20 protein-coding genes are annotated in these 22,201 nt (G+C 61.4%); 11 read left to right on the top strand and 9 right to left on the bottom strand.

The annotated features are described in order from the left end of the window. Positions 1-87 precede the first annotated feature (87 nt). From htpX to IE127_RS09990, 8 genes are all read left to right on the top strand, one after another. Positions 88-1,053 carry a zinc metalloprotease HtpX gene (htpX, locus tag IE127_RS09955; RefSeq protein WP_189426086.1) on the top strand — a complete coding sequence of 322 codons (966 nt, stop codon included), beginning with the start codon at positions 88-90 and terminating at the stop codon, positions 1,051-1,053. Positions 1,054-1,062: 9 nt separating this feature from the next. Beyond that, on the top strand, positions 1,063-2,364 hold the full coding sequence (locus IE127_RS09960; RefSeq protein WP_189425526.1) for an RsmB/NOP family class I SAM-dependent RNA methyltransferase: 1,302 nt from the start codon (positions 1,063-1,065) through the stop codon (positions 2,362-2,364). A gap of 120 nt (positions 2,365-2,484) precedes the next feature. Beyond that, the gene (locus IE127_RS09965) at positions 2,485-4,131 is read left to right on the top strand and encodes a heparinase II/III family protein (protein WP_189425527.1); all 1,647 of its coding nucleotides are present in this window, start codon (positions 2,485-2,487) and stop codon (positions 4,129-4,131) included. 64 nt (positions 4,132-4,195) lie between these two features. Then, positions 4,196-5,788: a bifunctional phosphoribosylaminoimidazolecarboxamide formyltransferase/IMP cyclohydrolase gene (gene purH / locus IE127_RS09970; RefSeq protein WP_189425528.1), complete on the top strand. Its 1,593-nt coding sequence runs from the start codon at positions 4,196-4,198 to the stop codon at positions 5,786-5,788. A 100-nt stretch (positions 5,789-5,888) separates the two neighbouring features. Next, positions 5,889-7,232, top strand: a complete 1,344-nt coding sequence (locus IE127_RS09975; RefSeq protein ID WP_189425529.1) for a lipopolysaccharide biosynthesis protein — start codon at positions 5,889-5,891, stop codon at positions 7,230-7,232. Then, entirely contained in the window at positions 7,233-8,408 is a 1,176-nt protein-coding gene (locus IE127_RS09980) for a GNAT family N-acetyltransferase (RefSeq protein ID WP_189425530.1), read from the top strand. It abuts the gene before it with no gap. 92 nt (positions 8,409-8,500) lie between these two features. After that, on the top strand, positions 8,501-9,910 hold the full coding sequence (leuC, locus tag IE127_RS09985) for a 3-isopropylmalate dehydratase large subunit (RefSeq protein WP_189425531.1): 1,410 nt from the start codon (positions 8,501-8,503) through the stop codon (positions 9,908-9,910). A gap of 4 nt (positions 9,911-9,914) precedes the next feature. Continuing rightward, positions 9,915-10,331: a metallopeptidase family protein gene (locus tag IE127_RS09990; protein WP_189425532.1), complete on the top strand. Its 417-nt coding sequence runs from the start codon at positions 9,915-9,917 to the stop codon at positions 10,329-10,331. A gap of 9 nt (positions 10,332-10,340) precedes the next feature. On the opposite strand, the gene IE127_RS09995 is transcribed toward IE127_RS09990, so the two are convergent. Continuing rightward, positions 10,341-10,733 carry a hypothetical protein gene (locus tag IE127_RS09995; protein ID WP_189425533.1) on the bottom strand — a complete coding sequence of 131 codons (393 nt, stop codon included), beginning with the start codon at positions 10,731-10,733 and terminating at the stop codon, positions 10,341-10,343. Between the two features lie 72 nt (positions 10,734-10,805). On the opposite strand from IE127_RS09995, the gene IE127_RS10000 reads away from it, so the two are divergent. Further along, positions 10,806-11,402, top strand: coding sequence for a DUF4893 domain-containing protein (locus tag IE127_RS10000; RefSeq protein ID WP_189425534.1), 597 nt, complete (start codon positions 10,806-10,808; stop codon positions 11,400-11,402). A gap of 57 nt (positions 11,403-11,459) precedes the next feature. Beyond that, the gene (locus tag IE127_RS10005; RefSeq protein WP_189425535.1) at positions 11,460-12,683 is read left to right on the top strand and encodes a GGDEF domain-containing protein; all 1,224 of its coding nucleotides are present in this window, start codon (positions 11,460-11,462) and stop codon (positions 12,681-12,683) included. Here IE127_RS10005 and IE127_RS10010 read toward each other — a convergent pair. The 7 genes from IE127_RS10010 to IE127_RS10040 form a co-directional block, all read right to left on the bottom strand. Beyond that, a complete protein-coding gene (locus tag IE127_RS10010) occupies positions 12,653-12,961 on the bottom strand; it encodes a hypothetical protein (protein WP_189425536.1) in 309 nt (102 codons plus the stop codon). The two genes, IE127_RS10005 and IE127_RS10010, sit on opposite strands and share 31 nt — an antisense overlap. A gap of 99 nt (positions 12,962-13,060) precedes the next feature. Beyond that, positions 13,061-13,864, bottom strand: a complete 804-nt coding sequence (locus IE127_RS10015; RefSeq protein ID WP_189425537.1) for a COG3904 family protein — start codon at positions 13,862-13,864, stop codon at positions 13,061-13,063. Next, on the bottom strand, positions 13,861-15,246 hold the full coding sequence (locus IE127_RS10020) for a hypothetical protein (RefSeq protein WP_189425538.1): 1,386 nt from the start codon (positions 15,244-15,246) through the stop codon (positions 13,861-13,863). The genes IE127_RS10015 and IE127_RS10020 overlap by 4 nt, the downstream gene beginning before the upstream one ends. Before the next feature lie 222 nt (positions 15,247-15,468). Beyond that, positions 15,469-16,182, bottom strand: a complete 714-nt coding sequence (gene deoD, locus IE127_RS10025; protein WP_189425539.1) for a purine-nucleoside phosphorylase — start codon at positions 16,180-16,182, stop codon at positions 15,469-15,471. Positions 16,183-16,263: 81 nt separating this feature from the next. After that, the gene (locus IE127_RS10030; protein WP_189425540.1) at positions 16,264-17,322 is read right to left on the bottom strand and encodes a D-TA family PLP-dependent enzyme; all 1,059 of its coding nucleotides are present in this window, start codon (positions 17,320-17,322) and stop codon (positions 16,264-16,266) included. Next, positions 17,322-18,101: an SDR family oxidoreductase gene (locus tag IE127_RS10035; protein WP_189425541.1), complete on the bottom strand. Its 780-nt coding sequence runs from the start codon at positions 18,099-18,101 to the stop codon at positions 17,322-17,324. The genes IE127_RS10030 and IE127_RS10035 overlap by 1 nt, the downstream gene beginning before the upstream one ends. A gap of 4 nt (positions 18,102-18,105) precedes the next feature. After that, entirely contained in the window at positions 18,106-18,498 is a 393-nt protein-coding gene (locus IE127_RS10040) for a RidA family protein (protein WP_189425542.1), read from the bottom strand. A 187-nt stretch (positions 18,499-18,685) separates the two neighbouring features. Between IE127_RS10040 and IE127_RS10045 the strand changes: the two genes are divergently transcribed. Continuing rightward, positions 18,686-20,146, top strand: coding sequence for a M81 family metallopeptidase (locus IE127_RS10045; protein ID WP_189425543.1), 1,461 nt, complete (start codon positions 18,686-18,688; stop codon positions 20,144-20,146). Between the two features lie 51 nt (positions 20,147-20,197). Here the strand turns inward: IE127_RS10045 and IE127_RS10050 are convergent, their stop codons facing one another. Then, entirely contained in the window at positions 20,198-22,150 is a 1,953-nt protein-coding gene (locus tag IE127_RS10050; RefSeq protein ID WP_189425544.1) for a beta-N-acetylhexosaminidase, read from the bottom strand. Positions 22,151-22,201 lie beyond the last annotated feature (51 nt).

Below are 22,201 nucleotides of genomic sequence, written 5' to 3' on the forward strand. Positions count from 1 at the left end.
TTCGTGCTGCGCCCGCGCTCTTGCATGGAACCTTGGGCGGTACAACATATTTGGCATTCGATCGGGCTCAGTCCAGAGGCACAGATGCTGAACGCTTTACGTACCACGGTCCTGCTTGCGGGGATGACGGCCCTTTTCATGGTCGTCGGCTACTTCATTGGCGGCACGGGCGGGATGATGATTGCCTTTGGCATCGCCGTTGCTACCAATGTGTTTGCCTACTGGAACTCCGACAAGATGGTGCTGCGCATGCAGAATGCGGTGCCTGTCGAGCGTTCGCGTGTGCCCGAACTTTACCAGATGGTAGAAGTGCTGGCGGACCGGGCCGGTTTGCCGATGCCTAAGGTCTACGTCATCCAGTCGGATCAGCCGAACGCTTTCGCCACCGGGCGCAATCCGCAAAACGCTGCCGTTGCAGTCTCGACGGGGCTATTGCGTCACCTCGATACCCGCGAAGTCGCGGCGGTCGTCGCTCACGAGTTGGCGCATATTCGCTCCCGCGATACTCTGACGATGACGATCACCGCGACCCTTGCCGGTGCCATTTCGATGCTGGCGCAGTTCGGCCTGTTCTTTGGCGGCGGCAATAATCGCGATAATCCGCTCGGCGGGTTTGGCGCGATCCTGATGGTATTCCTTGCGCCGGTCGCGGCGATGATGGTCCAGATGGCGATCAGCCGGACGCGGGAATATGAGGCCGATCGTGATGGTGCCGAGATCTCCGGTGACCCGCTGGCCCTCGCATCAGCCCTCAACAAGATTGCGACGCTTGCCGGCCGGCAGGTCAATGTCGGAGCCGAACGCAATCCGGCGCAGGCGCATATGTACATCATCAATCCGCTCTCCGGCGCCCGGATGGACAATCTGTTTTCTACCCACCCGGACACCGGTAATCGCATTGCAGCGCTCAAAAAGCTTGCAGATACGCTGCAAACAGGTCATCCGCAGCAGCCGAGCGCACACGCACGCCCGGCACCGTCAGGTGCGGGCTGGCGCGTGCCGAGCAGTCGCGATGGATCGGGTCCCCGGGACACTGGCGGGCCGTGGGGATAGACACAGGTTTTGGCTAAAAAGAATGAACCGGCGGGGCTGACGCTACGCCTTGAAGCGACAGCACGGCTGCGGGCGATCCTGGCCGGTGATCAGTTCACGCCGATTACCGCCGATACTCTGGCCGACAGCCGCGACCGGGCGCTGGCCAATCGGCTGGTCACCACGGCATTGCGCCGGCACGGCCAGATCAATCTGATGATCGAGGAACTGATGGAGCGCGGCCTGCCGAAACGAGCAGGGAGCTTTGAGGCCGTGCTGCGGCTCTCGCTTGCGCAACTGGTGTTCCTGCCTGACCTCGGGGCGCATAGCGCGATTCACCTGGCAGGCGAATGCGTCAAGCGAGACCGCAAGGCACAGCACCTTCTCGGGCTGATGAATGCAGTGCTGCGCAGTGCCCAGTCGAACGCCGCGCGCTACGCCGAACTGCCCGAGCATCTGCTGCTGCCGGAGCATTATCTGAGCCGATGGCGTGATCGTTACGGCGAGGATGCGGTTGATGCCAGCATTGCGGCGCTGCTCGACGGTGCGCCGCTCGACCTCACGCTGCGCGAGAATGACGAGACATTGGTCGAAATGCTCGCAGCGCGCCGGTTGATGGCGGACAGCGTGCGCGTGGTCTCGCGAGACCGGACCGTGGCCGACATGCCCGGCTACGCAGAGGGGCAATGGTGGGTGCAGGACGTCGCCTCAGCGATTCCGGCTCGACTGATGAAGCTCGATGCCGGCGCACGGGTGCTCGACATGTGCGCGGCCCCTGGCGGCAAGACCATGCAGCTCGTCAAGGCGGGTTATGCGGTCACGGCGCTCGACAATGATCGGGTCCGGGCCGTGCGGCTGCGCCAAAATCTCGAGCGAGCGGGGATGAGCGCAGAAATCATCGAGGATGATGCTGCAACTTTTGCACCGGAATCGCTCTATGACGGCGTTCTGCTCGATGCACCGTGTTCGGCGACCGGCACATTCCGCCGGCATCCGGAGGTCCTGTGGCGCGTCGATGCCGGAAGCATTGTGCGTCGCGTTGCAACGCAGCGCGCGATGATCGCCAATGCCTTTCGCTGCTTGAAGCCGGGCGGGGTGCTGATCTACTGCACCTGTTCGCTGGAGCCGGAGGAGGGCGAAAGCCAGCGCGCCTGGATGGGCGACATGTTCGGCGATCTCGAGGCCCTGCCGATCCTCGTCGACGAAGTGCCCGGCCTTCCAGAGGCTGCCATGCAAGACGGTTCGATCCGCACCCATGCCGGCATTGCTGCCGGACATTTCGATGGTGGGATGGACGGATTCTTTGTCACGCGTCTGCGCAGAAGCCGGTGACTAACTCGGCTTTGTTTCCTGTGCGGGCTTGATTCAGCCGCCACGATCAGTCTGATGCTTAACCAAGCGTTACGCCGGACCGTCTAATGGTCGGAATACCGTGGCGCGGAAGGTTTGCGAGTGTTGAGAAAATTCGGTCATCGGTGGCGTGGGCGGGGCCTACGCATCCTTGACGGCATCGTCACGACCCCGCTGGTCCGCTGGACCTGGGCGGGGCTTGCCGAGGATACGTTCGTGGCGGATCTCATAGAGTTCCGGCCGAGCGATCCGGAAGCAGTGCGTGACATGATGGCCGGCCGATATCTACTGGGCACTCGCCTTGTCGATACTCACGGGCTGTCGCCGTTCGCGGTTGAGGTCGAGAACGAAGAGTGGGAAGCCGATCTTCACGCCTTCGGTTGGCTGCGGCATTTCCGTGATGTGCGGGATCCGGCATTGCGCGCCTTTGCCAGAACCCTGGTGCTCGACTGGATCGGGCATGAGGGCCAATACGATTCCTTTACATGGTCGGCGGCGATTACCGGCCAGCGCGTTCTCAACTGGCTGCGGCATCTGGAACTGCTGCTCAGCACCGCAACGCCGGATCAGGCTACCGCCATCAAACGCTCGCTTGGGACCCAGGTGCAAAGCCTTCGCCGTCGCCGCCCGTTCTTGACCGATCCCACCGATCAGTTGATGGCCGCAGCAGCGCTTGTTGGCGCGGCGCGGTGTGATCGCGACGAGAGCGTCGAGGAGGTCGATCGGCGGGTCGAGCGGCTGAATGGCGTGCTTCGTGAGCAGATCGACGACACTGGCATGCATCTCAGCCGAAGCCCGGCCCGGCAGCTGCAGGTGCTTGTCGAAATTTCAAGTCTCAGGCGGTCGCTTTCCGGGGACCGCACGGATCCGCGCGTCGAACTGGCGGAGATCGTTGAGCGCATGCATGGGTGCCTCGCCGCCTTGACTCTCGGTACCGGTGAGCCGGTCTATGCCAATGGAACGGGGCAGCTTGCGCATGACACGCTGATAGCTCTGCAATCAAGCACAGCGCCGCGTGTGCGCGGCAGTGGCGTCTTTGGTGGATATGCCGTCCTTCGCGACGGACCGGCGAGCCTTGTGGCTGACTCAGGACGCGTGCCACCCCCCGGCTTTGGTGAAACCGCGCATTCGGGTGCCCTTGCTTTCGAATTCAGCCATGGCCCGGAACTCGTCATCGGTAATTGCGGGCCCGCGCCGCAAGGTGTTCCGGTCGATCCGGAAGCGTTTCGCCAAGGCCTGGCGCATTCGGGCGTGACAATCAATTCGGAAGATGCCTATCCCATCACGGCGCGCGGTCCTTACGCCGGCCAGCCGCAACTTGATGGAAACCAGCCAACGGTTTCCATCGATATCGGCGAAAACCTCGCAGTGCTCGCGACCGATGCCTACGCCGAACGCTTCGGTGTGACGCTCGAACGCAAGCTGACACTGATCAACGAGGGGACGACGCTGGTCGGGCAGGATCGGATGATCGGCTCCGGCAGGGCGCGCGCCCATGGTGAGTTGGCGGTGCGGTTTCATCTTGCACCAGGAACTGTCGTGCGGCGTGGCAGCAGCGACGGGATGGTCCGGCTGATCCTTGCAAGCGGGATATCGTGGACGCTGCTTTGGGAAGGGGCCTCGCTTCACGAGGACGATAGTCTGCGCCAGTCTGCCTCGCGCGGCTTTCATCGCACCCGGCAGATTATCCTCGAGGCGCCGGTGGTTCCGGACGGTGAAATTGCGTGGGTGCTGACGCGCGAACAGTAGGTTTGCCTTGCCCGATGCCGCATGCTAGCGAGCGCCCATCCAATTTGAGCGGAAGGCGAGCGGAATGACGGTGGACAAGACGGTCAGTATCAGACGGGCATTGTTGTCGGTTTTCGATAAGGCCGGAATCGCGGAGTTTGCCGAACGCCTCGCGCACCATGGTGCCGAACTCGTTTCGACCGGCGGCACCCACAGACTGCTCGCCGAGGCCGGCCTGGCGGTGCGAGAAGTCTCGGAACTGACCGGCTTTCCGGAAATGATGGACGGCCGCGTCAAGACGCTGCACCCGAAAGTGCATGGCGGGCTTCTGGCGATCCGCGACAATGAGGAGCACCAGAGGTCGCTTGCTGATCATGAGATCGGCGCGATCGACCTCGTGGCGGTCAATCTCTACCCTTTTGAGAAGACGGTCGCCAGCGGCGCCGACTACGCGACCATTATCGAAAACATCGATATTGGCGGTCCTGCGATGATCCGTTCCGCCGCCAAGAACCATGCCGATGTCGTGGTGGTCACGGATCCTGAGGATTATCAGGCCGTCCTGTCCGCCATCGATGCCGAGGGTGGCGTGCCCTATCAGCTTCGCCAGCGGCTGGCCGCAAAGGCCTATGCCCGTACTGCGGCCTATGACTCGGCAATAGCGACGTGGTTCGCGCGCGAACTAGAGACGAGCGCGCCGGACTATCGCAGCTTTGCCGGCCGCCTGCGCCAGGAGATGCGCTATGGCGAGAATCCGCACCAGTGGGCGGCATTCTACGAAACCGGTGATACGCGTCCGGGTGTGGCCAGCGCCCGCCAGGTTCAGGGCAAGACACTCAGCTACAACAACATTAATGATACGGATGCTGCGTTCGAACTGGTCAGCGAGTTCGATCCCGCCGATGTCGCGGCCGTCGCGATCATCAAGCACGCAAATCCCTGTGGCGTGGGCCTCGCAGCCGACATCAAAACCGCATACACCAACGCCCTTCGCTGCGACCCGGTCAGCGCCTTTGGAGGTATCGTCGCTCTCAATCGTGAACTCGACGCAGATGCCGCCACCGAGATCGTCAAGATCTTCACGGAGGTGATCGTTGCGCCAGGCGCCAGCGAAGAGGCGATTGCGATTGTTGCCGCGAAAAAGAATCTGCGGCTCCTCCTCACCGGTGGCGTCGCGGATCCGAAGGGCGAGGGGATCACGGTGCGCTCCGTCGCGGGCGGGTTGCTGGTGCAGAGTCGGGACAATCGCAATGTCGATGATTGCGAACTCAAGATTGTCACCAAACGTCAGCCGAGCGCGCAGGAAATGCGGGATTTGCGGCTCGCCGCAAAGGTCGCAAAGCACGTCAAATCCAATGCCATTGTCTACGTCAAAGACGATGCAACGGTTGGGATCGGCGCCGGACAGATGAGCCGTGTCGACTCAACACGGGTGGCACACCGCAAGTCTCAGGATGCAGCGGAGGCAGCGGGCCTCGAAGGGGCGCTCACGGCGGGCTCCGTGGCCGCGTCGGATGCCTTCTTTCCGTTTCCGGACGGGCTCGAAGCGCTGGTTGCCGCCGGCGCCACTGCTGTCATCCAGCCGGGCGGTTCGGTCAACGACGATAAGGTCATTGCCGCAGCCGATGCCGCCGGCATTGCCATGGTCTTCACCGGCATGCGGCATTTCCGGCATTAACCATCGCCGCAGCTTCAGGGCTCTTCAATTCATCCAGTAGGAGAAGTTTTTCTGCCGGCATGAGATAGAGAATCCGGGCCGGGGTCGGCCTTGGATTCAGATGCTCAAGATATCGGATGATCTGTCCTCATTGATGAAGGCGGGGCTTTCGCGCTCCGTAACGTCGCTGCTGATCAAGGTGGCGACGGCGGGACTGACCTATCTTGCCCTCATCGTTCTGTCCCAGACCTTGGCGCCGCTTGAATACGGCCACTATGCCATCGGGCTTTCGGCAGCAACGCTTCTGGCTGTGCTTGCCGGGCTCGGTCAGCAAAGCGCCATCCTGCGGCTGTGGCCGGAACTGTCACAAACTGGCGCGGGCGGATCGGCCCATGCGGTCTTGCGGGCGGGGGCGACCCTTTCCTTGATTGGCGCCCTTGTGCTCGGCGCGCTGCTGGCAAGCGGAGCACTAGTCTTTTCGGGCGCCAGCGGCTCAGGGATCACGGGCGTTGGATATCTCCTCGCAGCGGCAGTCCTCGTACTGCCGCTGACCCTTTCGGACTATTTCTCGTCAGCTCTGCGCGCCCAGGATTCCGTCTGGGTGGCGCTCGCGCCGCGCGACCTCGCCTGGCGGGCGGCTCTGCCGGCGGTCTTTCTCGCCTTGTTCATGATCGGCGCGCCTGTTGGCGGCACAGCGGCCCTGCTCATTTGTGCGGCCTTGCTGGTGATTTGCCTTGCCGTGCAGGTGGCATGGGCCAAAAGGCGAGGCTATGCGCTTGCGTTCGCGCGCAGGTCTGCCCTCAAGCCCTATATCGAAACTCATGGCCTTCGCAGCCGCTGGTTTCTCCTCGCTGCCGCTGTCGACGCGATCTCGCTCAATGCGGATACGCTGCTGGTCGGTTGGCTGGCCGATGAGGCCAGCGCGGCACTCTATTTCAACGCGTTTCGCACCGCCGGGTTGATGACGCTGTTCAGCTATTCGGCGACACTGGTCGTCGCGCCGATGCTTTCACGGCACTACCATGCGCGGGACCTGCGAAAGACCCAGGCCACAGCGGTTCTCTCCGCTGCGCTCGGCTTCGGGTTCTCGTTGGTCTGCCTGATGACCTTCGTCCTGTTCGGTGGGCCCATCCTGTCCCTGTTCGGACCTGAATATGTCGATGGTCTGCCGATCCTGATCATTCTTAGTATCGGCTTTCTTGTAGACGCCTCGACCGGATCGGTGCGCACCACAATGCTTGTTGCCGGCCGGGAGCAGCTTTACGTGGGGATCATGACTGCGGCCGTGCTTGGCTGTGTGCTGCTTCAGGTGTTGCTCATCCCCAGCCTCGGGGTGTGGGGCGCGGCGATTGCCAGTTCCGCAGCGCGCATCGCTTCACAGATTGTCCTTGGCATTGCCTGTGCCCGGTGGACGGGCGTCGACACCACCATATTCGGCATCTTCAAGCTGCGGAGCATGATGTAGATGGTACAGCTGATGTCACCTCCGGCTCATGGCGAGACCGTATCAGATGTTTCTGATGCCCATGCTCTGACGGTAAGCCTTCTCGAGGGCATGTCGGCACTTGAAAAGCTTGAGACCGAGTGGCGGGCGCTCGATGAGCGTGCAACGCCCGAATCCGTGTTTCAGAGTTTCGAGATGGTATCGGTCTGGTGCCGACACTTTCTCGAAGACGGGCAGTTGCGCATCGTCGCGGTTCGGCTTGCGGGCCGGCTTGAGCTGATTGCGCCCTTTGTTGTGCGTCGCAAGGCCTGCATTACCGGCGCGCAACTGGTTGGCGCACCAGTCAGCCAGTACTCAAGTTTTGTTCATGCTGATTCGCCGGATGCGGAGCGACTGATCCGTTTGGCTGTGTCGGCAATCGCTGCGTCCGGTCTCGACTACCTTGTGCTCGATGGCGTCCCGGATGAGACGCCGCTGGCGGATCATTTGCGGCATCTCGGCTCGAAACCGGTCAATGCGCGTTCCGCGCCCTATCTTTCTTTACCCGGTGATCACGACCAGACGGACCACATGCGCCGCCGGTCGCGCGGCTTTGGCAAGAAGATGCGTGCTTTTCGCCGACAGCTGGAAATGGAGGGGCCTGTCGATTTCAAGATCATCGGAGCTGGGGCGACGGCCGCTGCCGCACTCCATAGCGCCCTCGCGCTCAAGCGAGAGTGGATGGTGCGCGAAGGCCTCATCTCGACGGCCTTGATTGATGCGGGCATGATGGCATGCCTTGGCGATATCGCGATGAGTTGTGCCTGTTGCACAATCATGTTGATGACCCATTGCGGTCGACCCGTAGCGGCTCGGCTTGGCTTCGAGCGCTCAGGGACGTATTTCGCCTATCTGAGTTCTTATGATCAGTCGGTGGCTGCGGCCTCGCCTGGGCGGCAACTCATGGATTGGTCAATCCGCACAGCCCGACAACGCGGCGTAGAAACGTTCGATTTCCTGCCGCCTGCCGGTGAGCACAAATCGCTCTGGACCGACACCGCGCGCCGTGTCGAGGATCACATTGTTGCGTTCTCGTTCAAGGGACGGGTTTGGGGGGTCTTGAGTATTCAGCGGTTGAAACCCCATATCCGCTCCGTCTGGCATCGCCTGCCGGATCCGCTCAGGCGGTTCTTCGCCGCACGAATGCTCAAGATATGAGTGGGCGCTCGATCGGTCCGCTTGGCTTGACCGCCATGCAAGACTGGTCGTAAACCTCCCCGAATAACCCCAAACCCCGATGATAGTTAGCCATGAGCACGACACCACGCACGCTGTACGACAAGATCTGGGATGATCACCTGGTTGCCAACAATGAAGACGGCACCTCGCTGATTTACATTGATCGTCACCTCGTGCACGAAGTGACGAGCCCACAGGCCTTTGAGGGCTTGCGCATCAACAACCGCACGGTTCGCGCGCCCTTCCGGACGCTGGCTGTCGTTGATCACAACGTACCCACCTCGGACCGCAGCGCCGGTATCGACGACCCGGAAAGCAAGATCCAGGTTGATACGCTCGCCCGCAATGCCCAGGATTTCGGCGTCGAGTATTTCAACGAACTCGATGAGCGCCAGGGGATCGTGCATATCGTTGGTCCAGAGCAGGGGTTCACCCTGCCTGGTATGACGATCGTTTGCGGTGACAGCCATACATCGACCCACGGTGCGTTCGGCGCCCTTGCGCACGGCATCGGCACCTCTGAAGTCGAACATGTTCTGGCGACCCAGACGCTGATCCAGCAAAAGGCCAAGAACATGCTGGTGCGGGTGGACGGCGCGTTGCCGCCGCACGTCACCGCCAAGGACATCATTCTCGCCATTATCGGCGAGATCGGCACGGCTGGCGGCAATGGCCACGTTATCGAGTTCGCAGGCGAGGCCATCCGTTCGCTTTCGATGGAAGGCCGGATGACCGTTTGCAACATGACCATCGAAGGCGGTGCACGCGCCGGGCTTATCGCGCCTGACGAGACGACGTTCGCCTATGTGAAGGACAAGCCGCGCGCGCCCAAGGGGCAGGCCTTTGAGATGGCGCTCGAATACTGGAAGACGCTGAAGAGCGATGAGGGCGCACATTACGACAAGGTGGTTGTTCTCGATGCCGCCAATCTGCCGCCGATCGTCTCCTGGGGCTCATCTCCGGAAGACGTCATCTCGGTAACTGGCGAGGTTCCCAACCCCGACGAGATCCCCGACGAGAACAAGCGCGCCAGCAAGAAGCGGGCGCTTGAATATATGGGGCTGAAGCCGGGCACCAAGATCACCGATATTGAACTCGACCGGGTATTTCTCGGCTCCTGCACCAATGGACGTATCGAGGATCTGCGTGCGGCAGCGAAGGTAGTAGCCGGGCGCAAGGTTGCCGAACGCGTTAGCGCGATGGTGGTGCCGGGCTCCGGGCTGGTGAAGGCACAGGCTGAAGCTGAAGGGCTCGACAAGATCTTCAAGGAGGCAGGCTTTGACTGGCGCGAACCGGGCTGCTCCATGTGCCTCGCCATGAATGCCGACAAGTTGCGCCCGCAAGAGCGCTGCGCGTCGACCTCAAACCGCAATTTTGAGGGACGCCAGGGGTTCAAGGGACGCACGCACCTGGTCTCGCCGACCATGGCGGCCGCCGCTGCAATTGCCGGTCATTTCGTCGATATTCGCGAGTGGCAGTAATCAGATGAATGCATGGAGCGGGCGGCAGGCTCCCTCGCTCGAGGACTTTGAAGAGATGGCGCTGGCGGCCCTCGAGGGGTTGCCGGCGCCATTTCGCGATCTGGCTCGTGAAGTGACCTGTGTCGTTGCGGACTTCGCCGAGGACGAAGTGCTCGAGGAGATGCAGATGGACAGTCCATTCGAGTTGATGGGGCTATTCGTCGGGATCGGCATGGCTCACGATGGCGCAGCGCCCGTGACCGGCCAGATGCCGAATCAGGTGTTCTTATATCGCCGGCCCATCCTGGACTATTGGGCCGAGAACGAGGACACTTTGAGCGATGTAATTACCCATGTCCTCATTCACGAAATCGGCCACCATTTCGGATTCTCGGACGATGACATGGAAGCCATCGAGGCCGACGCCGAAACCGAGCATTGAGGCCGAGCCTCAACCCTCCCGGTAGTCCGTGTCACCGCCGGTGCCGCTCATCGGGCCGGCCGCAGGCTTCTGGGCCGCGTCGGTGGTGACGCGATCCGCTTCGTTTCTCGCGACGAATTCAAAATCATCGCCTTGAGCGCTGGCGGGGTCATCGTTTACGCGAATTGCCAGCCCGCTTTCCTCCAGCGCGTCGAACCACTCCTGCCAACTGACCAGTCGATATCCGCCAACCGCCCGGTCCGGACCTTCGTTGGCGTCCGCGTTTAGGGCGTGCTGCCCGAAGGTGATCTGCAGATGGGTACGGGTGTCATTGACGTCCGGCGTTTCCATCAGCATCGGGTTGCCGCCACGCGCGATGGCCCATTGGCGGATCTCTTCGTGATCAGTCAGCGTTTTCGGCATATAAGTACTCCTTCAAGCGTGTTGCTGGCACAACGTGCACACACAGACGGTGTTCCGGCGGGAGGGCTCTCTATGCTGTTCAACAGATGTCCGGCGTTGTTGTTGGCGCTTGCCGTCAGTGCGTCGCCAGCCGTGGCGCTTGAGCCGTGCGATCCAGCGGACATCGTTCTCTCCGATCGGGACAAGGCGCGGCTTGCCGATCTTGAGACGTCGCGCGTTCGCGGTCTGGCCGCGGCGCTTGCGGCGGAGCATCCCGGGGACCAGGCGACGGTCTCGGAGCTTTATTCCGAAGGATTAGCGCCGCTCGGCGAGCTGCCATCGGGGGCGTATCAATGCCGCACCATCAAGCTCGGCGGTATCACTCCATTGGTGGTCTACGATTTTTTCACCTGCGAGATCGCCGAGACCGGGGCCGGATACGAGATCCTGAAGACCAGCGGCTCACAGCGTCTGTCAGGTGAACTGAAAGCTTCGGGCGACGGACTGCTCTATCGTGGGGCTCTGCATTATTCTGATGAACAGCCGAGAGCTTATGCAGGCAAAGGCGATCGCGATCAGGTGGGGTGCCTGTTTCGAGCGCGGGAGGGGGAGAATACATACGTGCTCGAGCTACCCGATCCCGTTTTCGAATCATTTCATGATGTACTGGTGTTGATTCCTGCCGACTGATTAACGTCCTTTTCGGGTTCAAGGGCTTAAGGTCTTTTCAAGCACGGAAAGATCTTTATGAGCGCCGCCGCATTTGTACTGACCATCAACCTGTTCGTCGCCGGCATTTTCGCCGTCGCGTTCGCAGTCGTTGGTGCATATCAGCGGGAACACAAATCCGCGTTCTGGCTGGCGGCCTGCTACGGTCTGGGTATTTTCAATGCCGGGCTGGAGTTCATCCTGCCGTATCAGCAGGACCCGCGCCTTGTCGGCATCGGCATTCATTTCATTCTGACGCTGGCGTTCACATTCTGCGTCGCCGGCTTGACAAAGCACTATTCCGGCCGGGCACCACTATTGCTTCTGGGCCTTCTGGCGAGTGCCTCGCTTTTGCTCATCATCGAGATCATCGATTGGCCGCGCGACAGCCTTGCGCGGATGATGCTCTATCAGCTGCCGTATTCGGTATTCGTAGGGCTCGCCGGGCTGCTGGTGTTGAAGCAATCGGGCCGTCGCAAACTCGATGTGGCGCTCGCAGTTGTGTTCTGTTTCAGCGCCATACAGTTCCTGTCAAAGCCCTTCCTCGCCCTTTATATCGGCGGATCGGGAGACAGTCCGCAAGCCTATCTCGCATCCACCTATGCCGCGTTCTCGCAGATGCTGGCCTCGTTCTTCTTGATCACGGTCGGGTTGTTGATTGTGCTGATCATGGTGCGCGATGTGCTTCAGGACATGACCGTACGCTCCGAGACAGACAAACTCTCCGGTCTTTTCAATCGCCACGGGTTCGAAGATCGCGCGGAATCAGCAATCGCTGCGCTGCGACGAGCCGGACTGGAAGGCACGGTGCTCGTTGCTGATCTCGATCACTTCAAGCAGGTCAACGACCGTTTTGGGCACGCAGCAGGCGATCAGGTCATCGTGTCGTTCGCGCGCACCCTGAAGCATGCGGCGGGAGAGCACTTTATCGCGGGGCGCTTGGGCGGTGAGGAATTCGCGGTGTTCCTGGGCGGCGTCGACAGCCGTAGTGGTCATATGTTCGCCGAGAGCATACGCCACGCTTTCGCAGCGCGCCAATGGGACACGCCAATCAGCACGACTGTCAGTATCGGCGTGGCCCAGATGCTGCCTCAGGACAGTTTGGCAGATCTCGTTCGCCGCGCAGACGCAGCGCTTTATGCCGCGAAGCGAAACGGCCGTAACCGGGTTTGGGTACACCCTTCAACCAAGGGTCCCACAGAAAAGACAGGCGATGAGCCGATCGAATTCGCTCAGTTCAAACGGCTGCGCTCGACGAATTGATAGTTCCCGTCAGAGCCCGGGGTGATTTCCAGTGCGAGGTTCTGCCTGTCGAGTTCGGCCAGCCACACCGTCCACGAGCAGGGGCTCATGCCATCGTCGACGTTCACCTGGCGCTTGATCGGTGTCTGGCCGAACTTGAGGCATAGTTTCGAGCGCTGGCTGCCAAATCGGTCTCGAACCCGCGCGATAGCGGGCGTACCCTTCCGATCGGCCACCCAGTTTTGGATGTCTCGATGATTGACCAGCGTGCGCGTGTGTCTCGTGCTGTTGAATTCCATGATGTCCTCCTCCTCACCGACCACCACTCTGAAGGTGGTATTTGCCATTAGTGCAAGCAACGCCGGGAAGTGGCACTGGTTGCAGGAAAGCAGGAAAATTTACCTGCTTGAATTCGACTCTTCTTCGAGGCTGGTCACGAGATTGAATCCGGTCATCTCCTTCTCGGTGAAATAGTGGAGTCGATCCGGTGGCGTCTCCAGCGCCAGCAGCCACATTTCGGGATCTACCCCCGTCATTGTCAGGTGCCGGGTGATGCGGGCCGTGGTGCGCTGGGCCTCGGACATAGCGATCCCCGCCGCTTCAAGCATTGCCTGGGGATTGCCTGTAATCGCCGCCGCATAGACCTGATGAACGCCAATGGCGGATTGCGGCGAAGCGATGCGCTCAGCGCCCGAAGCAAAGACTATCGGGCAGGCGGATGCGCACAGGGCCCCGGCCGGCACACGTGTCGCATACCCCTTTTCGTGTATCAGCGTCCCCATCTCGAGCGCGTCAGAGACGGAGCCCCCCGGAGAATCGAGAACAACGGTTTCCACATACTCGCCGCGCGCCGCGATCTCTTCAGCGAAACGCGCCGCAGAGCCCTGGTCCATCGTACCCGTGAGCCTGAGTTCGCCCTGGCCTCCAAGGGTGATGGAAAGCGGCTCCTCAAGCAACTCGGGCGCCGTGGTGATTTCGGGGCGTGGGCCGGTATTGCCGCCATCCTGGCTGGCGGGCGGCAGGATCGGCTGGGCCTCTGGCAGCGCCTCTGGAGGCGTGGTCGCCATCAGTTCGCGATAGTCGATGTAAAGTACGGACGCGGTGCCGGCGAGCAGCGCAAAGAACGCCGTCCGCATGATGGCGCCATCGTCTATTCTCGAAAGCCGGTGGAGAAATCCCCGGCGTGACGCGGTGCTGCTCATGATCGGCTCGGCGTGTCGCCTCGCTTGCGGGACGCCGTGGCGATGGGCGTTACCACGGTGCCATCCTCCCGGCGCTCGCCCTGAGGCTCAATACTCGACTCTGGGGCGACACGCATGTCTCGACCTGTCGCCGCGTCCGGTTCTCGATCTTCAGCAGGTGAGGGCGGCTCTTCGTCGATCGCAGCTTCCGGCGGCGCTCCATTGAGTTGACGGTACAACGAAAGCGCTCGGATCATCTCCGCTGCGGTCATGGTATCCGCCTCTTCCATCGCTTCTGCGTCGCGGCGCATGACGTCGTTGACTACCATCAGCACGAGAACCAGCACCACCGGCAGCAAGTCGATCGAGATGGCGCCGGCCCAGGAGGGGACGAAATCCGACCAATACCGGATAACGGCTTCACCACTTGACAGCGGCACAAAGCGCTGCACTTCGACGCGCGGTTCGGCGAGGATCTCGTCCGCGGCCCGGCTGAGCGCCGAAGCCTGGGTCGCAACCGATTCGCGCACCGTTGCCATCACCTGGTCCTGCCGTTGGGCGAGATCAGCCGTGCCGCCATCGGCAACCGGGGCGATGAAGCCGGCCGAGAGGTCAGAGGCAGCGCGCTTGACCGAAGGCGCAACGCTGGTCTGCTCCAGCGCAGAAATCACGGCTGTCAGTTCCACGGCTTCGGACGAAAACTGATCGGCACGAGGATCGATATCACCGGGCGTCGACACCAGTTCGCGCATCGCGGCAAGGCGCGCGCTCCCCTGGTTGAACAGCGCCTCGACGTCCTGGCGCGATCCGGTGATGGTGGCCGCCAGTTCATCCATTTGCGCCGACATCTGTGTCAGCAATTGTACAACGCTGCCTGATCCCTGGGTGCCGGTAAGGGCGCCGCTCTCACGCTCGTTCGCCGCAAGGCGGGCAAACCTGTCGGAGGCGCGCTGAACATCCGGCAACAAGGACTGCGCAGACAGGGCGTTGGCATGGGCGCGATCAAGATCTTCGGCATAACCCTGCAGGGTTACGGCCATATGCTGCTCGAGTGCCGCCGATCCGGCGAGCGCTGCCGCATTGAGCCAGGAGCTCATGGCAACGATCATGACGCAGCCGACGGCCATCACGCAGAACAATGCGATGCGCTGCAGTCCGCCGACGACCAGCGGGACGAAGCGCAGCATGAAGGTCCAGAAGGCGTAAATCGCCACCGCGACCGCGGCCGAGTAGATCACGGCCGCTGCAAACACGAAGGTTGCGCTGCCATCGAGCAGGCCGCGAACCCCGAGATAGGTGTAAACGCCGGAGGCAAGCGCCAGAACAGCCAGCGCGAACCGCGAGACGGTCTCGGTCGCGCGCAACGTATCTGACAGACGAATGGCGTTGTTCTTCAAACTCATGCGGGCAACCCCCGTGCAGCTCTGTTAAGAAGAACTTAACACGGACAAGCTGGCGGGAAATGGGCGGCATCGCGGGAGGGTTAAGGCCGGCGGTGACGATCGCGTGAAGTGCTTCACGCTCATCCGGTGTGTCAGCCAAACTAGCAGCTTCACCCTTGGACAGGCCTGCCCGTAGTGTCACAACCCTACATGGGCGGCAGGGCCAGCAAGTCGATGGCCTGGTCAGCTGTCGATCGCAACGTCGAGCGCGAGTGTTACCATGTCACGCAGTGAAGTCTGGCGCGCGTCGGCATCGATTTCGTCGCCGGTGATCAGGCAATCGGTCATCGTGCAGATGGTCAGCGCCCTGACGGCAAAGCGTGCCGCGAGGGTATAGAGCGCCGCAGCTTCCATCTCGACGCCGAGTATACCGTGGCTGGGCAGCAGCCCGTAACCCTCGAGACCCGGTTCACGGTGATAGAAAAGATCCGAGGAGAGCATGTTACCCGCATGATAACGCATGCCCGCCTGCTCGGCCTTTTCGACTGCGTCGCGCAGCAGCCCGAAATCGGCGATCGGCGCGAAATTGAATGGGTCGAACCGGCCTTTGACGATCGAGCTATCGGTGCTTGCCGCCTGCGCCAGCACCAGGTCGCGGACTTTCACCTTGGCATTGAGGCCGCCACAGGTGCCGACCCGTATCAGCGTCTTCAGCCCATAGGTGTTGATGAGTTCGTGCACATAGATGGCGAGCGACGGCTGCCCCATGCCAGTGGCCTGCACCGAAACCGACTTGCCCTTGTAAGTGCCGGTATAGCCGAGACAATTGCGAACGGAGTTCACCAGTTTCGGTGATTCGAGGAAGTTTTCGGCAATCCACTTGGCGCGCAGTGGATCCCCCGGCAGCAGCACGGCGTCAGAATAATCGTCGGGCTTGGCATGGTTATGTGGGGTCACGGTACCTCCTCCTGTGTTCTTCGCGTTGGCGAATCGTGACCCAGCGTGCCTGGGCTGTCCAGAGTTTTCGCCGGCGCCGTCTCAGGTCAGCTTTCCACGGGCGGCCACAGGTACCGTCTCGACCACCTGATCGCCTGACACCAGGTTAACCTCATTGAAGAGGTTTGAGACAACACAGGCGTGGTTGGGGATGATGCGCAGCACATCGCCGATCGCCGGCTTGGTGTCGCACTTCGTGAGATCGATAACCCCGTGTTCCTCACTGAGGGTGCTGATTTCGGCTTCAGGGTAGCCGATGATGTAGCCGTACCCCCCAAGGCCCGGAGCATCGCTGCTAAGGGCTTTAGAGCCCGCGTCAATGACGGCGCGTGTCTCTGTGGGGCGGGAGACGACGGTCGCCAGCACTGTCAGGGCGCAATCCTCAAGTGTGCCCATCCCGAAGTTCACCTGCATGCGATCGAGGTAGATATAGGTGCCGGGGCGGTGCTCCGTCGCAACCGTGTTGGCGTGAGCGTTCCAAAGGTCCGGCGTGCCGCCGTTGGAGATGATGCGCAGCGGTAGCCCGGCGTCTTCGATCAGCGTCTTGGCCGTTGCGAGCCACTGCGCCGCTTCGGCGTAGCCACCGGCCGCGGGATAGGTCATCAGTCCGGCAAACGATAGCCCGGCGGCCTTATCAATGTGTTGCGCCAATTCCAGCGCCGCCTCTGGCGTCTGGACGCCGCAGCGGCTGCCGCCAGTGTCGCATTCAATGAGCACGTCGAGTGGCTTGTCCGCGTCGGCAAAAGCCTGTGACAATCCATCGACAACCTGCGAACTATCGGCGGTGACGCGAATTGTGATGCGCTGCGTCAGGGCACGCAAACGCTTCAACTTCGAAGCGCCGATAATGTTGTAGGGCAGAAAAATATCGCTGATGCCGGCATCCGCCATCACCTCGGCTTCACCGAGCTTTTGGACGGTAATGCCGATAGCCCCAAGTTCAAGCTGGCGTTTGGCGAAGCGCGGCAGCTTGTGCGTCTTGATATGGGGGCGCAGCCGCACACCGTGGGCATCGGCATAATCTTGCGTACGCTTGAGATTGGCTTCGACGCGCTCAAGGTCGATCAGGACCGCCGGCGTTTCGAGATCTAGTGCGCGCATTAGTTCTCCTTGCGCAGGACATCATCGACAAAGCGGGTGTTGCCGGCGGTGAGGCCGGCATCGACCGGCAGCACAGTGCCGGTTATGCCCGAGGCGGCCTCGGACGCTAGAAACAGGGCAGCATTGGCCACTTCATCCGGCACCACCATGCGGCCCAAGGGATAATGCGGAAGCACCGCATCCAGCAGCTCGGGATTGCGGTCCAGCCTGTGGTCCCAGGCCGGGGTTCGTACAGATCCGGGGCAGATGACATTGGCGCGGATATTGCGGTGACCGCGTTCGACGGCAATGGCTTTGGCATACGCAATGAGCCCGGCCTTGGCGGCGGAATAGGCGGGATTTCCGTAATGTCCGATGCCGTTGACCGAGGCGATGAAGACGAGCGCGCCATGTCCGCGCTCCGCCATTGCGGACACGATCGGGCGGGTCATCGCATAGGCGCCCGTCAAATTGATCGCGAGTTCGGCTTCCCACGTGGCAATATCGATCATCTCAAGCGTTTCGGCACGGGTAAATCCGGCGTTCGAGACGACGATATCGGGCGCACCGTTCTTCGCGACATCCTCGGCGATTGCTGCCTCAGTTTCCGCGGCATCGGAAAGATCGAAAGCCAATGCGCGCTGCAAAGGCAGATCCGCGAGTGCATCGAGACTGCGATCTGCGCCGATGACCGCGGCGCCGGCGGCGCTGAACCGCGCCACCAGATGTTGACCGATACCACCGCCTGCGCCGGTGACGAGAACGGTGCGGCCATCAACACGAAACGGATCGTTGCCCATCTGCTCAGGCCTTTTCGGGAGCCTTATAGGCCACGCAGTCGATCTCGACCTTGCAATCGACCATCATGCTGCTTTGAACGCATGCGCGGGCAGGCGGGTGCTCTCCGAAATAGGATTTGTAAACGCCGTTGAAGCTCCAGAAATCCCGCGGATCGTCGAGCCATACGCCGACACGCACCACATGTTCGAGCCCGTAGCCGGCCTCCTCGAGGATCGCGATGACGTTCTTGATGGTCAGGTGCGTCTGCTCGACGATGTTCGAGCCGACGATCTCGCCATCCTTCATTGGCGTCTGCCCGGAGACATACAGCCAACCATCAGCTTCGACGGCGCGCGCGAATGGCAGGTTCTGGCCGCCGGCTCCGGACTTTTCCGCACCATAGCGCTTTATCGACATCGTACTCTCCCAATGTAACTGAGTTTCAGAATGAACGGAGTATAGGCCATGTTTTGCGCGAATTGGCAGGAGTTTGCCGGTAAATTCTGTAAATTTATTGCGTGAAACGCTCAGGGGCCCATGCTAGCCTTCGGCTTTGAGGATAGTGTCCGCGGGAGGAGGCGGGCGCAACAAGGGATTTGTCAGCGTGCGCATTTTCACGGCCGCTCTTGCCACCGAGACCAATACATTCTCGCCAATCTGCGTCGACAGGTTGGCGTTCGAGGCCTCGCTTTATGCCCGGCCGGGAGAGCACCCGGAGACACCGACCCTGTGCACGGCCCCGATTACCGTCGGACGCAGGGTTTGCGCGGAGCGCGGCTGGACGCTGATCGAAGGGACTGCTGCCTGGGCGGATCCGGCGGGTCTCGTAAACCGCGAGGCCTTCGAGGGGCTGCGCGACGAGATACTCGGGCAATTGCAGGCTGCGATGCCGGTAGATGCGGTGGTTCTGGGACTTCATGGCGCCATGGTCGCCGCCGGTTATGATGACCCGGAAGGGGATCTGTTGACGCGGGTGCGCAACATTGTCGGGCCTGACATCCCGATCGGCGCTGAACTCGATCCGCACAGCCATTTGACGGCCAAGCGTGTCGCCGCGGCAAATGTCTTCACGGTGTTCAAAGAATTTCCACACACGGATTTTGTTGAGCGGGCCGAAGATTTGTGGCGGATCATCGCTGCACGGCTCGACGGCGCTGTGAAGCCGGTGATGAGCGTATTCGATTGCCGGATGATCGATGTCTTTCCGACATCACGCGAGCCAATGCGCAGTTTCGTCGATCGTTTGCACGTGCTTGAGCGCGAAGAGCCGGGGGTTCTTTCGATCTCGGTGATCCACGGCTTTCTTGCGGGCGATGTTCCCGAAATGGGGACCAAGGTGCTGGTCGTCACCGATGACGATCGGGAAAAAGGCGCAGCTCTTGCCGAAAAGCTTGGCCGGGAACTTTATTGTCAGCGCGGCACCTTCATGATGCCGCAAATCGACGAGAAGGCCGCTGTAGCGGAAGCCATGGCACCAGCCGAGGGGCCGGTGGTCATCGCCGACATGTGGGATAATCCAGGGGGCGGGACGGCTGGCGACGCCACCGTGGTCCTCGGTGAACTGATCGCGCGCGGTGCGACTGATGTAGCCGTGGGCACGATCTGGGATCCGATTGCGGTGCAGATCTGCTTTTCGGCAGGCGTCGGCGCAGAGATACCGCTGCGCTTCGGCGCAAAATCGGCGCCCTTCACTGGTCAGCCGATCGACAAGCTGGTCCAGGTGAAAAAGCTCGTGCGGCAGGCCCAGCAGCGGTTCGGTGACAGCATGGTGCCAATCGGGGACTCGGCGCTCGTGAGCTTTGATGGCATTGAGGTCATCCTCAACACAACGCGCGCGCAGAGCTTTGATTACTCATTGTTCGAAGCGTTCGGGATCGAGCCGCGCAATAAGAAGATCCTGCTGATCAAGTCGACCAACCATTTCTACGCCTCTTTCAAGAGGATCGCCGCGAAGATCCTTTATTGCTCCGCCGGCAGGCCCTATCCCAACGATGCGCGGGTCACGCCCTATCGCAAGGCGCCAAAAGACATCTGGCCGATGGTGAGCGACCCGCTCGCCGAATAGCAGACGGGCAGCATCATGATGCTGCCCGCCAAGTCCGGGATCTGATTGCCGTCAGACGACCGGGTCTGCCCAATGCCCATAAAGGTTCGGCATCAGCGCCGCCATGCCGGAAAAGCGCTGCCAGGACTTATTGGCGTGTGCCGTCCAGCCGGTCTCGGCAATTGCCGATAAACGCGGGAACACCAGGCGATCGAACAAGGTCCGGTCCATCATGTGCTCGGTCCAGATACAGGCCTGAACACCCATCAGATGGGCCCTCTGTTCTTCGTTCCAGCCTTCTCCCGGCTGGAACATGTAGGTTTCTTCCGGCCCCGACCATCCGGCCCATGAGGCCCCTGGTTCCGAGAATCCCACACCGTTGGCCATATCGAGATAATAGTGCTGTCCAGGGGCGATGACGATGTCGTAGCCGTCCTGCGCGAGCTCCTTGTTGATCTCGATGGACTTCCAGCCGACGAGGTAGCTGTTGGCCTTATCAATGCCGCCACCCATGGCAGCTTCCTCCCAGGCGCCGGTGATACGACCCTTGCTGGTGAGGAATTGCTGCACGCGCTTGAGAAAGGCAGCCTGAAGTTCCGCCGGGCCGCTGCCCCCGATCTTCTCGTTCATCGCCCGGGCCATTGGCGAGCCTTCCCATGCTCCCTCCGGCACCTCGTCGGCGCCGACATGGAAGGTCTTTGAGGGGAACAGTTCGAGGAGTTCGCTGAAGGTCGTTTCGATGAACTCGTAGACCGGCTCATGCGCCGGGTTCAGGCAGGCATTGGGGAAGTTCTCGTGGAAATAGTACTCGCCGGTCTCATCGGGATCCGCGAGATGCGGCAAGGACATCAGCACCGCAAAGCAATGGCCCGGCACATCGATCTCGGGCACGATTTCGATCCCGAGCCGGCCTGCCTTTGCGACGATGTCACGTATGGCTGACTTGGTATAGTAACCGCCTGTCGGCGCCGCACCCGAACCGAGCAGTGGCGGGATCTTCATGCCATAGCCGCGCCAGGCGCCAATCTGCGTGAGCTCAGGATAGGCATCGATCTCGACGCGCCAGCCTTCATCATCGGACAGATGCCAATGCAGCCGGTTGAGCTTGTTCCAGGCTAGCACATCGACGAACCGCTTGACTTCATCGCTGGTAAAGAACTGACGAGACACATCGAAATGGCTGCCGCGCCAGCCATGAGCCGGCTGATCGACAATCTCGCCTGCCGCCGGGAACGTGTAAGTCAATTTGTGGCGCCGCGCGCCGCGCAGGATCTGGCCGAGTGTGATCAGCCCGTAAAGCCAGCCGGCGTGCCCCGAGGCGGACACGGTGATTGGGTTTGAGGAAAAGTCGATGCGGTAGCCCTCTGCGGGCAGGCTCTGATCGACTTCTAGACTGATCGGGATGCCGCCCTCGGCTTCCGAGCGGCAGATCGACTCCGTGGGGAACAGCGCCAGCGTGATTTCGCGGAACGACTCGATTGCCCCTTCAGCGCCGCTCTCTCCTTTTGGTGCAAGACCCTGGAGGACCTCGCGCGCGCCGCTGACGCTTACCTGGTTGGGCCATGGCACGACACTGATCGGGGCAGTGGCCTTGCCCGGTCCTGGCACTGGCAACGGCTCTGTCCCGCGCCGCAGCGGCGCATTATCCCCGGTCATCGTTGTGGGAATGACGTCGATGGGCAGCGTGCCACCCTTTTCAAACTGCAACCAGGCAGTTGTTGCGCCGTCGCTCCAGTGATTGAGGCTGCGCGACACGTCAGTCGTCGAGAATGACCAGCGATCGCCCGGCTGGAGTGTGAAGCTTTCTGGCGGGGCGACCTCAACAAAGTTCGAGCGGCGCGAAACCAGCTTTGCGCCTTCGAAGCCGGCGTTGCGCTCGACTCGTGTCGGTGCCGTCATGCACAGGGTAAAACCGCTTATCGGCGCATCGGACACATTGGTGACAACGAGCTCGTATGTCGGTGCGGTAGAGCCCGCGTCACCGGTCCAATTGGTCGCGAGTGTCACGTGTTGGCGCGTGGACATGGTCTTCCTCTTCCTGGCCATCTGGCATTTCAGGGACTTGTCGAATGTGAT

The sequence above is a fragment of the Devosia pacifica genome, from assembly GCF_014652635.1.
In the GTDB taxonomy this organism is placed as follows: Bacteria; Pseudomonadota; Alphaproteobacteria; order Rhizobiales; family Devosiaceae; genus Devosia; species Devosia pacifica.